Source organism: Waltera acetigignens (assembly GCF_025567015.1).
In the GTDB taxonomy this organism is placed as follows: domain Bacteria; phylum Bacillota; class Clostridia; order Lachnospirales; family Lachnospiraceae; genus Acetatifactor; species Acetatifactor acetigignens.
The window spans coordinates 3,157-15,228 of the sequence record NZ_JAOQJO010000001.1 but is presented as its reverse complement, the minus strand read 5'-3'; the positions used below and the strand labels follow the sequence as shown (position 1 = coordinate 15,228).

At 50.7% G+C, this 12,072-nt stretch carries 9 protein-coding genes and 3 pseudogenes; all 12 read right to left on the bottom strand.

Translation table 11 applies throughout. The annotated features are described in order from the left end of the window. Nucleotides 1–358, bottom strand: a 358-nt coding sequence (locus tag OCV96_RS00080; protein ID WP_262593420.1) for a CHC2 zinc finger domain-containing protein, incomplete at its 3' end; no start/stop codon positions are given. An 11-nt stretch (nucleotides 359–369) separates the two neighbouring features. Further along, the gene (locus OCV96_RS00075; RefSeq protein ID WP_002570998.1) at nucleotides 370–648 is read right to left on the bottom strand and encodes a hypothetical protein; all 279 of its coding nucleotides are present in this window, start codon (nucleotides 646–648) and stop codon (nucleotides 370–372) included. Continuing rightward, entirely contained in the window at nucleotides 645–2,744 is a 2,100-nt protein-coding gene (locus tag OCV96_RS00070; protein ID WP_262593204.1) for a type IA DNA topoisomerase, read from the bottom strand. The genes OCV96_RS00075 and OCV96_RS00070 overlap by 4 nt, the downstream gene beginning before the upstream one ends. Then, a complete protein-coding gene (locus OCV96_RS00065) occupies nucleotides 2,725–3,417 on the bottom strand; it encodes a conjugal transfer protein TraG (RefSeq protein WP_154042302.1) in 693 nt (230 codons plus the stop codon). Before OCV96_RS00065 ends, OCV96_RS00070 begins: the two co-directional genes overlap by 20 nt. Then, a complete protein-coding gene (locus OCV96_RS00060) occupies nucleotides 3,414–3,608 on the bottom strand; it encodes a hypothetical protein (protein WP_154042301.1) in 195 nt (64 codons plus the stop codon). The genes OCV96_RS00065 and OCV96_RS00060 overlap by 4 nt, the downstream gene beginning before the upstream one ends. Further along, entirely contained in the window at nucleotides 3,605–4,360 is a 756-nt protein-coding gene (locus OCV96_RS00055; protein WP_154042300.1) for a DUF4366 domain-containing protein, read from the bottom strand. Before OCV96_RS00055 ends, OCV96_RS00060 begins: the two co-directional genes overlap by 4 nt. Beyond that, complete coding sequence (locus tag OCV96_RS00050; RefSeq protein WP_002595833.1) at nucleotides 4,350–4,601, bottom strand: DUF4315 family protein; 252 nt, start codon at nucleotides 4,599–4,601, stop codon at nucleotides 4,350–4,352. The genes OCV96_RS00055 and OCV96_RS00050 overlap by 11 nt, the downstream gene beginning before the upstream one ends. Nucleotides 4,602–4,630: 29 nt before the next feature. Beyond that, nucleotides 4,631–6,367 carry a C40 family peptidase gene (locus OCV96_RS00045; protein ID WP_154042299.1) on the bottom strand — a complete coding sequence of 579 codons (1,737 nt, stop codon included), beginning with the start codon at nucleotides 6,365–6,367 and terminating at the stop codon, nucleotides 4,631–4,633. After that, nucleotides 6,360–6,740, bottom strand: a complete 381-nt coding sequence (locus OCV96_RS00040; RefSeq protein ID WP_425609797.1) for a DUF3851 domain-containing protein — start codon at nucleotides 6,738–6,740, stop codon at nucleotides 6,360–6,362. Before OCV96_RS00040 ends, OCV96_RS00045 begins: the two co-directional genes overlap by 8 nt. Further along, nucleotides 6,740–6,973 (bottom strand): annotated as a pseudogene (locus OCV96_RS00035) (conjugal transfer protein TraE); the annotation flags it as partial. The gene OCV96_RS00040 and the pseudogene OCV96_RS00035, both read right to left, overlap by 1 nt. Before the next feature lie 163 nt (nucleotides 6,974–7,136). Next, nucleotides 7,137–9,018, bottom strand: a pseudogene (gene ltrA / locus OCV96_RS00030) (group II intron reverse transcriptase/maturase). A gap of 1,139 nt (nucleotides 9,019–10,157) precedes the next feature. Continuing rightward, nucleotides 10,158–12,072: pseudogene (locus OCV96_RS00025) on the bottom strand (VirB4-like conjugal transfer ATPase, CD1110 family); the annotation flags it as partial.

Here is a 12,072-nt window from a genome sequence, read left to right as displayed (position 1 = left end):
ACAGTACGCGATAACACCGCTGCCGGTCCTCACGAAACTGCTGTGCCTCGGTTTTCTGCCGGACATACTTCCTGCGGGAAGGGGCCTGACTGTCATAGATCAGGCCAAAGTCCTGTGCCAGTTTCTCCGCCGCTTCTTTTGGGGAGAGATCAAAGAGCTTTGCGGTAAAGTCGATCACATCCCCATCTGCACCGCAGCCAAAGCAGTGGAACCGCTGGTCTACCTTCATGCTGGGGTTCTTATCATCATGAAAGGGACAGCAGGCCATACCATTTCGTTTGACCTCGATCCCATAAAGCGCTGCCGCTTCTCTGGTGCTGACTGACTGCTTGACTGCTTCAAATACATTCTCTGCTATGTGCCTTTAACTTAACTGCTGGACTTTCTCACAGGGGGCTGGTATCCGGCAGCTTTGGCCCGTTCACTGGCAGCTTTGCGGCGTTCGGCGCTGTATGGCTCCCGGACGGATACACACCGCTTGGGGACGGTAAAGTTATGGGCGTCCTTTCGGGTGATCTGGTCGGGGTGCTTTTTTGCCAGCAGTTCCAGCTTCTCCATCAGGCGGGGATCGTGGGTGTAGACCTCAGCCATTGGTTCTGCCTGGTTATAGAGGAGAATGGTTTCCCGTTCCACTAAAGAGAGCTTCATCGGCTGCCTCCTTTCCGCTGGTCAAATTCCAGCTTGAAGTTGGCGTACTGTCCATCATCCTCCAAAACCACAGTAGCATCGTAGGTTTTGCTGGTTTTCTCCGAATATAGGCCCATTACACGGACACGGCCATCGTTCAGCAGTGCAGACACCACAGCCTTGGTCGGCTGTTTTTTCTTGGCGGCCCACCATTTGTTGTTTTTCCAGATTGCAAATTTGCAAGAATCATTCTGACAGAAGAAGCCTTTTTGCAGTTCTGCAACTTCACCGCCGCAGCGAGGGCATTTGCCCACCACCTCACGGGGCGGAGTGAACAGGTACTCGGTTCCCTTTATGACCTGATAAGTTCCCACCAGATCTTTCAGCATGGTGCTGATCCCGTCCAAAAACTCCTCCGGGGCAAGCTGCCCGCGCTCGATCTCTCCCAGGCGGTACTCCCACTCGGCAGTCAAAAGCGGCGATTGCAGCTGTTCCGGCAGGACGGTGATAAGGGAAACTGCATCATGGGAAGGGAGAAGCTGCACCGTTTTCCTGCTCTTTTTTCGTTCCAGAAAACCGGCAGATACCAGCTTTTCCAAAATACCGGCACGGGTGGCCGGTGTACCCAGACCTTTTCGCTCAGCGTCCTCCGGCATATCCTCTTTTCCGGCAGTCTCCATCACGGACAACAGGGTGTCCTCCGTAAAGTGCTGAGGCGGACTGCTTTTGCCTTCTTTGACGATTGCCGCAGAAACCGAAAGGGTCTGTCCTTCGGTCAGCTCCGGCAGGGCTTTCTCTGCGCCATCTTTTTTCGGCTCTGCATCCTTCATTTTGGCACGGTAAGCGTCCTCCAGCGCTTTCCATCCGGGGTGCTTCACAGTTTTTCCTTTGGCTGTAAACTCCCCACCGGCACACGCTGCAATCACAACGGTTTCCGAATAGATATGGGGCTGGGCTACGGCGCACAGCAGACGCAGAGCCACCAGCTCCAGCACCGCTTTTTCTCCCGCAGGAAGGTCAGAAAGGTCTGCATCCTTGAGATTTCTGGTAGGGATTACTGCGTGGTGGTCGGTTACTTTCTTATCGTTGATGACCGTCTGCGAATCACAGGTAATGGCGATCCCTTTGCGAAACGGCATAGCATTGGCAACCAGATTCACCAGCACCGGCAGGCTGTCTGCCATATCACCGGTCAGATAGCGGCTGTCAGTACGGGGATAGGTGCAGAGCTTCTTTTCATACAGGCTTTGCAGATAGTCCAGGGTCTGCTGGGCTGTAAATCCAAGCAGGTGGTTGGCATCTCTTTGCAGAGTAGTCAGGTCATAGAGGGCAGGCGGCTTTTCGGACTTTTCCTTGCGCTCCACCTTTTTGATCGTGACAGCTGCACCCTGACAGGCTTCTTTCAGCTGCTCGGCGCTTGCTCGGTCACTCATGCGCTCCCCGGATACAGTAAGACCGGGCAGCTCCAGCGCCACGGTATAAAAGGGAACCGGCTTAAAGGTGTCGATCTCAGCTTCTCGCTGGACAATGAGTGCCAGCGTTGGGGACATAACGCGCCCGATGTTGAGTGTGCGGTGATACAGCACGGAAAAAAGCCTTGTGGCATTGATCCCCACCAGCCAGTCGGCCTTGGCACGGCAGAGGGCAGCATCACGAAGTCCGTCATAGTCCGCACCAGGGCGCAGGTTTGCAAAGCCCTCCCTTATGGCGGAGTCCTCCATCGAAGAAATCCAGAGCCTTTTCATCGGCTTCTTGCAACCTGCCAGCTCATAGACGCTGCGGAAAATCAGCTCGCCCTCGCGTCCGGCATCACAGGCATTTACCACCTCCGTCACATCCGGGGCGTTCATCAGCTTTTTGAGAATATCAAACTGCTTTTTCTTATCCTTTCCCACCACCATCTGCCAATGCTCCGGCAGAATAGGCAGGTCATCATATCGCCACTTTGCGTACTTAGGGTCATAGCTGTCTGCGTCCGCAAGACCGGCCAGATGGCCCACACACCAGCTGACACGCCAGCCGTTGCCCTCCAGATACCCGTCCTTACGGGCAGTTGCACCGATCACCGCCGCCAAACTCTGGGCAACTGATGGTTTTTCAGCAATCACCAGCTTCATATTCTTCAACCTCCCATTCTTCCCGCACAGGCGTGTGCAGTTTTTTCTCAATGCTGTTTTCCTCATCCAGAAGCAGGTTATAACCAAACCGGTAGTCATAGCGGTACAGTTTCCCCAGCAGGTCATTGATGATGATGCGGCAAGCCAAAATGACACGAGTTTTATCCACCTGCATCAGCTGGTAGCGTTGATAATTGCTGTAATATTCTTCATGGCGGTGGGTATTGCGGACAGCATCTTCAAGCAAACTTTCTACTGCATCCTGACAACCATCCTCTTTTTCACCCTCCATACAGTTCAGAAGTTCCATTACCATAGGAAAGCTCTGTTCATCCATAGGAGCTTCTGCTGCAAGAAAACCGATCAGGGCAGATAAGAGCAGACGGACTGCTGCCTGTTCCTGGTCCGTCAAAACAGCCATCGTTTTCTCCGCATTTGGCAGAATCTTATCTTCCACAAAATCTGCCGCGTCACCGGAATAAAGCTGACGGACAGAATCTATGGATAATGAAACCATCACGGCATCCTGAGAAAAGTCAAAGGAATCTTCCTGTTTTGCTTTTCTCCGAAGTTTGTTTAACATGGTAGAAAGAATGTCGCCGCCAAAATACACGGCGATCACCAGCAGGTCAAAAACAGCAATCAGCTTGATAAATATAATCAGAACACTCATTTTTTTCGTTTCCTTTCTTTGAGCCATCGTTCCATTTCCCGGTGGCAGACGCCTACGCAGGGACTTCCATAATTCCCGCAGCCATAACAGGGGTGGCTTGGGGGTAAAGAGGGAGGACGGGAAGTTTTCTTCCCGCCCTCCGGCCTGCGTGTCATCATGCGTTCATAGGAACTGTCTGTGAAACGGGTCATTTCACGCTGTCCTCGTCATCTTCTTCTGCGCTGCCCCCGTCAGCGTCAGGCTCGTCCGACTCCTCATCCTCGGTTTCCCATTCCTCGGAATCTTCCTCGCCATAATCATAATCGTCCAGACTGTCATTGCCCTTAGTCTTAGGCTTATTCTTAACGAGTTTCAAGTAGGCAAATACGCCACCGCCACCCAGCAGAGCCAGCAGAAGGATCAGCGCAGCCGGGTTCAGTCCGGCAGGCTTCTCTTTTTCCGGCTCCGGTGTTTCTGCCGGAGGTTCCGGTGCTTTTCCCGTACATTTACTCTTATCCGTTACACAGACCGGACAGGCCGTATTGACTGCCCCTGCTTCACATTTCTTCGTGCAGCTGCACACAGCAGGCGGCTCTTCTTTGGCATTTCCATCTTCCATCAGCGCCATCAGGTCCGCTTCATCCACCTGGTTCAGAAAGTGAACAGCAGTCTTTTTATCCTCGTTGGCCCTGTCGATCAGGATATAAAAATAGTTGCCTGCCTTGGTGGTAACGGTAATGAGCTGCTTGTTGCCACCAAAATCATCCACCAGAGCGGCGTTGCCATCCGGGGTCAGCGGAGGCGCTTTTTCGGGTTCTTCCACCACCACATTACTGTCATTGGTGGTATCCTCTGCCGGGGGCGGCGCTGCGCCCTGGGCAAAAGCGGGAACGGTAAAGCCCGATGCCAGAACCAGCGTCAGGCAAAGGGCAGAAAGTGTTCGGAGCAGTCGTTTATTCCTCATAGCTGTTTTCCTCCTGTTCGTTGTTGTCATCCACCATACTGCCGGGAACTGTGCCGCCGGACAGCATGGCGCTCAGCTGAGCCGGTGTCATACGCAGGGCGCGCACCATCTGGACGATCTCCAGATTTTCTGCCTCGGTTTTCTGTGCCTCCAGCGCTTTGAGCTTTTCCTGATACTCTGCGATCTTCTCGCGGACCTTTGTAATCTCCTGGTCAATTCGTTCAATTTTGTTCTTTGCCATCGTCTATCACTCCTTCTAAAAAATCTCTGTTACCAGTTCATCAGGCCGTAGCCCTTGATACTCTGATAATTCAGGTCATAACTCTTGATCTTGCAGGCATCGCCGGAATTTCCCTCCACGGTATAAACACGGCTGCCATCGGTACCGACAACAATTCCCACATGGTCTGCGGAACCATCCAGATCCCAATCAAAGAAAATGGCATCACCGGGGGCGATGTTCTCATATCCCCGTGCGCCCCACTGTCCATGAGACTGGAACCACGGAACACCCTGCCACTCACAGCCTGCAAAGCGCGGCTCACTTTTTCCTGCCTGGTTATAGCACCAGGATACAAAGCAGGCGCACCATTCCACGCGGCTGTCAAAGCCATACCAGCTCCAGTAGGGATAACCGCCCACATTGCCCACCTGACTTTTCGCCAGTTCCACCAGCTGCGGATTGCCGGGGCGGGTGCCGTTAATGAACTGCACACCAGACAGATCTTCCGAGCCGCTGGTATCAGGGGAACCGCCGCCAAACAACAGCGGTTTATTGCCCATGGTCTGTCGGTAGACCTGATACATTTCCATCTGCTCCGGGGTCAATAACTCCGACGCCACAGCAGAAATGGGCTTGCTGGTGAGTTTCACATTCAGAATGTAATACTCATAGGGTACTTCTTCTGAGGTGGTCTCGCCGGTCTCCGGGTCGGTGGAAGTCTCCGTGCGGTAGCGGATTTCCACTTCCTCGGTAAGCGTCAGTTGATACTGTGCTGCAAACACACGCGCCAGCTCTGCCTGAGCGCTTTGTCGGGTATAGCCCTGCAAGACAGCAGAGAGAAATGCCGCCAGCTCATGAGGGTCATGGCCGATCATGCCAAGGTCATAGCGATACTCGTCATACCCTGGGTGGCTGCTTTCGATGTTGTCAATTTCCTCCTGCAACTGGGCTTCTCTGGCTGCATAATCTGCTTCCACTGCCAGCATTTCCGGGTCATCCGACGGATAGGTGGTGCCGGAGAGAACGGAACCGATGCTCTGCGCCATCATGGAACAAGAGGACATGGTATTCATCAGCATACAGGCGATGAGGAACAAAACTCCTGCGATCAGGAAACCTTTCTTGTGGCGCATGACGAATGCCCCTGCCTGCTGTGCCTTTTCTTTTACCGTCCTTGCGGCTTTTCCGGTTTTGGACGCAGCCTGGGCGGTATTTCCTGCAGTCTGACCGGTGCGCTTAGCAGCGGCATACTGCTTTTTGATGGCCTGCTTTTGCTGCCAGCGGGAAAGAGGATTGCTGGAAAACTGGGGATTTTCCTGCAAGGATTTCTGGTACAGGACATTTACATTAGCCTTTTCCAGTTGACGCTCTGCCTGGGCTGCTTTGCGGTACGGCTTCAGCTTGTGACTACGGTAGCCCTCCCGCACCAGATAAGCGCCGGTCTCCACCGCCTCCTCGGACTTGTGGGCGCTTTCCACGCCCACATTGTCCTGTTCTGTTTCCCGGATCTCTTTATGGAGCTTGCCCGCGACCAGATGGACGGGAGCTTCTTTGACCCCTTGAGAAACTTTGGAGGGGGGCTTTTTCTTGTCCTCAAAGGTCAGCTTCGAGGTCTTTTTCCCGGTGTCCGGGTCAATGACCATCTGCCTGACCTTTTTCTTTGGAATATTCTCCTGCGCCTTATCTGCTCTGGCCGCAGCTTTCTCCGCTTTACGGATCGGCTTTTCCAGTGCAGGGTCAGCCCGTTCCTCATCGGTAAAGCGCAGGCGCGGTTCCTTATTCAAACCATTCTCCCAGCATGAGGGAGGACATCATGTAGTGCAGCTCTGCATAAATGGCCATCCCCACAGGATCGTTGAACATACAGCCGGACAGGTAGGCATAAAACTGTGCCACCACATCGGACAGGATCTTCGCTTCGGTTCCTTCCAGAACCAGACCGCCCATGCCTTCCTTGGCACGGATGGCACTCCAGACCTCTGCCAGACGGAGCAGCCCCACCTGACCGGTCTCATTCAGTTCGGCTGCCTGATCTGCCGCCGTGCGGCACTCACTTACCGCATCGGCCATGACTGTAAGCAGCTGGCTGCGCTGGGCATTTACCGCCCTGTCAAAAAACATCAGCGGGGTTCTATTCAAAATGTTGGGGTTCATCATCATTCATCCTCCTTTTTCAGTTCCTGGGGTTTGGTGGTCATAATGCGGTAAAGTTCGGTGTTCTTCGGGAAGTGGTCTACAAACGGCAGGATCGTGGAGCCATAGAACAGCAGGCCCTCGCCCTCACCGGAGTGTGTCACATAGCTAAGCTGGTGTGTGGAAATGCCCAGCTGCTTGGCAAGGATCTGACGGTCTCCACCTGCCTGGTTGAGCATATACACGAAGTCGGAGTTTTATAGTGATAGGTAAGCCCCTGATATCATCTCAGGCTTTTCCCCCACTTCACACCGTGCATGCGACTTTCACCGCACACGGCGTTCCATCGGTTAGTAGATTTCGTTGTCTAAACAATCAAACCTGTCATAGAAATACTGTGTTGTGTTGATTAGTGAGAGATTAGATTAACGGCAGAGACGCCAACTCACGGAGCGTATTTACCTTTTTGAGCTGGCTCTTGTCAAGCTGTAGGAGTTCCAAATATTTTGCGATTGTATCTGCATTGATGGCATGAATCAACTTGTGTACAGAATCCTTCACTAAAATAAGATTCCCATAGGAATCATCGCCTCCAAGATACCGGGGCAGTTTGTGATGACAGTGAATCTCATGTGTACTTGAGAATTCTTCACCGGTAACAGCACATTTTCCCCATTGAGCAGAGAATAGTGATATTCTGTTATCTGCATATTCCGCGCTATAGCCATAGGGTGGCTTCCGCATAAGCGAGAGCAGAATGGCCATATTGATTCGTAGGTTATTGTGAATGCCTTCCCGCCCCTCTGGAGTGTAGTAATTCCATGTTTTTTTTACGGAATAAAGGATTCTTGTGTTGCGTGTAGCCAATAGGATATACTGGCTCATTTGTGCCTGCAACATATCGCATCATTTTGGATTTTCCAAATCGGCTTCTTTCAAACTCAGTCAATTCCCGTCCGGTTTTAACCAATCGATTCCCGTTACGGGTACTAAGCCTATTTGTGAGCAGTGTCATAACTGCACGATTTAGTATTGCGCAATCATGGTTGATATGGGTGGCAATGCAGTAATAATTCTGCATTCCTGTGACCATACTGTTATAGAGCCTGATTTCACCCTGTTCTCCATAGATTTTTCGGGGATGGACAATCCGTTTTGCCTGTGTTTTCAGCTTCTGGCGCTTGTGGTCAAAATTCTTATCAGCGATGTATGAAATTACCACCAGCTTGTTGCCTTTCCTGTGAACTTTCATCTTGAACCCAAGGAAGTCTGAGTAATGATTTCTGACATTGATAATCCTTGTTTTCTTTTCTGAGATTTCCAGTTTCAGCCTTTCTCTTAACCACTGTATAACTGCGTGCATTGTCCGTTCAGCAGTATCTTTCGTTCTACAGTAAATCCGAAAGTCGTCCGCATATCGAACAATGAACATCTCTTTGAGGTTGGACTTTTTCGCCTGTCTGTACCCGTTTTCAGGTCTGACATTTCTTTTGCATATCGGACTCCATTGCCATTGGCTTTCAACCCAGTGGTCGAGTTCGTTAAGAACGATGTTTGCAAGGAGTGGAGAAATGATTCCACCCTGTGGTGTTCCCTTATCAGGCGTAATAAATGTTCCGTCCTCAAGTTTTATCTGTGCTGTCAGTATTCTCCGAAGCACAAATATAAGCGCCTTATCGTGAATCCCCATTGCCCAAATCTGCCGAATCAGCTTTGCATGGTTCACATTGTCAAAAAATCCTTTAATATCGAATTCAATGACATAGTGCAGGTTTGCTTGCTGTAACAGTTTATAACTTCTGGCAATAGCGTTTTCTACGGAATGGTTCGGTCTAAAGCCATAGCTGTTCTCACTGAACTTAGCTTCACATACCGGCTCCATTACCTGCTTAATACATTGTTGGATTAACCTGTCCCAGATGCATGGAATGCCTAAGGGTCTTGTCTTGCTCGGGTCGTATGGCTTCGGTATCTCCTTTCGCCTGACTGGCTTAGGACGATAACCATGCTCACTTCCGTTTACAATAAATCTCACTTTTTCAACTACTTCATCAGGGGAGCACTTTCCAATGTCCCTGATTGTGAGTTTATCTGTTCCACACGTTTTACTTCCTGTGTTTTTCTTGATATTTCTGTATGCCAGCAGAATGTTTTCCCTTTGAAGGACGATAGACATGAGGTCTGTAAACACCTCACCATTCTTACTGGCAGCATATAGATTATCGAAGGTATCTTGCATTCCGTAATACTCGTTATGTCGCAGATTTTCCTCACATAGCAGTTGTTTCTTTTTTCTGGTCATAAGGCATCACTCTCCTTTCGCGGGAAAGTGTCCCTTTTTGTCTTACTCGTAATCCTTATACGATTGAATGACAACAATAGTTTCTAACCGACTAAAGCCCATTCCTCAAGCCCGCCTTTTTCGTTGGGCTGTCATAGGTTCGAGCTTCGCTTTTCAGCACAGATTAAGCGGCTTATATGATTCGTCCGCAGATTGCTTATGAGCAACTCTGTACCTTTCCACGTTCCGATAACCCTATCTGTACATATATCCTTAGGTGTCCGCTATAGTCCTGTCAGCTTGATTGTGCCTGTAACACAATACGGAATTTCATATTTTCGATTTTTACTTTACCGCACTGACCCACATTTAAGTGTCCGTACATTTCTATACGGTAAACATCTAGACCCGTACATTCGCGGTTTTCGTCAGTCCGTCGTAGACATTCTCACCATAGATATTTTATAGACTCCCGGCGTGTCATCTGCATACAGTACCTCTACTGCACTTTCGTCAGCCGTGTTGCCACGCTGTTACGACAAACTTCCGCCGACTTTATCGAGCTCCAGACTCCAGCCATTACAGCCGAAGCCGGTCGAAGTATCAGAGTAGGCATTTCAGGGCGTTACTCCTTCATTCTACCTATCGGGTTATCAGTTGTTGCTCATCCCTGCCGAGATAAGCCCGACGCTTTTAGCATCACATGGCCATAAGTCTATGAAGTATTACCCTCATAGCGTGATGTTTGTGCGTCAACGTGTCGCACCAAAGATGTTCTCAACCTCGCGAGAAGAAAGCAGATCTTTCACATTTTGGGTAATCTGATTGTTATTAACAGATGGCTTTTTATCCATCTCTCTGGGGCTTTCGCCCATTTTCATCGGCGTGTCATTTCACGCCCAGCATAGCATATCTTTTTGCCACGGATCATACCGTACCGGCTGGTAATGCGGCCTCGTGGAGCTGTTATATTCTGCTCAAAGCAGGGTCAAGCTCTATGCGTTGCGTGTGACTGTCCTTTTACAGACAGCCTTCCACTCGGATTAGGGCGCTACCCCTTTCCCGATTTCTTCCGCATTGATAATTCTGACCTACTTGCCGGTTTCAGTCAGAACGGCGAAATCTGCACTTTAAGCGGCTAACAAGTTGCAGACCCAATCACCAGTGGGGATGCCGCCCCATTTTCTGAATCGCTTCCAGATTTCCACCGTATAGGCGGCGGTCTGTTCCTCCTTCAAAAGCAGGTGCATCTCGTCGATGTAATAGCGGGTGGACTTGTGAGCGGCACGGTTGATGGTAACGCGGTTCCACACCTGATCCTGTACCACCAGCATACCGATTTTCTTGAGCTGCTTACCCAGTTCCTTGATGTCATAGCAGACAATGCGGTTATTGATGTCCACATTGCTCTGGTGGTTGAACACATTGAGGGAGCCGGTTACATAGATTTCAAGGGCCGTGGCGATATACTGGGCTTCCTTTTCCTCCTGTGAACGGAGCAGGTTATATAGGTCCTCCAGTATAGGCATATTCTCCGGGCGCGGGTCATTGAGATAGGTCTGATAGACCAGACGCACACAACGGTCGATGATGGTTTTCTGCACCGGCTGCAATCCGTCTTTACCGCCCACAATCAGCTCACACAAGCTGAGAATAAAGTCAGACTTGAGGGACAGCGGGCTTTCATCATCCGAGTAGTCCAGGTTCAGATCCATCGGGTTGATGTAGTTGGTTGAGGTGGGCGAGATCTTAATGACCTGCCCATGCAGGCGCTCAACAAGAGGTGCGTACTCCGCTTCCGGGTCACAGATGATAACATCATCACTGGTAAGCAAAAAGCAGTTGGCAATTTCTCGTTTTGCGCTGAAGGACTTACCGGAACCCGGCGTACCCAAAATCAAGCCATTGGGGTTTTTCAGCAGCTTTCTGTCTACCATGATGAGGTTATTGGACAGGGCATTGATGCCGTAGTACAGCGCTTCTTTGCCGTTCTGGAATAATTCCTGTGTGGTGAACGGTACAAAGATAGCCGTAGAACTGGTGGTCAGCCCCCGCTGGATCTCGATCTGATTGAGCCCCAGGGGCAGACAGCTCATCAGCCCTTCTTCCTGCTGGAAGTCCAGTCTGGTCAGCTGGCAGTTATACTTCTGGGCAATAGAGCCTGCCTGAAAGATGTTGTTGCCAAGCTGACGGGGATTGTCCGCTGTGTTCAGCACCAAAAAGGAAACAAGGAACATTCTCTCGTTTCGGCTCTGCAAATCCTGCAACAGCTTTTTCGCCTCACTGCCGTAGGTGGCAAGGTCAGAGGGAATGATGTCCATGTCGTATCCTGCGCGGACTGCTTTTTTCTGTTCCTCGATCTTACTGCGGTCCAGGTCGGTAATCTTACGCTTTACCGTCTTAATGGCTTTCACCTGATCCACCGACTGAATGTGCATACTCACAATGAGCGAGCTTTCCATATCCAGAAAATCAGCCAGCAGACGGTCATTCAGCTCCGGTGCAAGGATCTGCAAAAAAGAAACAGCCCCGTATTTCTTGCCCATACGGAACTGCTTGCCGGTGCGGAACTCAAAGGAGCTTGGTGCGATGAAGTCCTTGGTAGATAGGCCGGAAGGGGCCAGCCAGTCCCATTCAAACTGAAACGGGAGCTGTTCGTCCATGTGGAATACTGCATGAAGCTGGGAAAGCCTTTCCTTACCATCCAGTGTCCTGGCGGCTACACCAAGACGCTTGAAGTTATTGAGAATATCGGTCTCAATACGCTCCAGACGGGGCTTGGCTGCTTTGATGCTGTCAGCGTCGATACCAAAGGTCAGGTATTTGGTCTTGATGAGACCGCTGTTTCCTCTGGCCAGCTGATTTTGCAGCATCGTGGTGTATTCCTCACGGATACTGTCAAAGGCATCCCCCTGGGGCGGGATGGAAATGGAGTTGGCAAAGGTCTCCTCCGATGCCGCAAGGTTCAAAAAAGACAGCTGGAAATGAATCGAGCTGTCGAAATAATTGAGGAAATCACACCAGCCCTCAAAGATCGCGGTCTTATCTTCATTTTGGGAGAGCTGATAGTTGATG

What these genes read in the sequence shown, in the direction of transcription:
- OCV96_RS00075 (WP_002570998.1), bottom strand. Translation starts at nt 648, where the DNA reads ATGAAGCTCTCTTTAGTGGAACGGGAAACCATTCTCCTCTATAACCAG.
- OCV96_RS00070 (WP_262593204.1), bottom strand. Translation starts at nt 2,744, where the DNA reads ATGAAGCTGGTGATTGCTGAAAAACCATCAGTTGCCCAGAGTTTGGCG.
- OCV96_RS00065 (WP_154042302.1), bottom strand. Translation starts at nt 3,417, where the DNA reads ATGAGTGTTCTGATTATATTTATCAAGCTGATTGCTGTTTTTGACCTG.
- OCV96_RS00060 (WP_154042301.1), bottom strand. Translation starts at nt 3,608, where the DNA reads ATGACCCGTTTCACAGACAGTTCCTATGAACGCATGATGACACGCAGG.
- OCV96_RS00055 (WP_154042300.1), bottom strand. Translation starts at nt 4,360, where the DNA reads ATGAGGAATAAACGACTGCTCCGAACACTTTCTGCCCTTTGCCTGACG.
- OCV96_RS00050 (WP_002595833.1), bottom strand. Translation starts at nt 4,601, where the DNA reads ATGGCAAAGAACAAAATTGAACGAATTGACCAGGAGATTACAAAGGTC.
- OCV96_RS00040 (WP_425609797.1), bottom strand. Translation starts at nt 6,740, where the DNA reads ATGATGAACCCCAACATTTTGAATAGAACCCCGCTGATGTTTTTTGAC.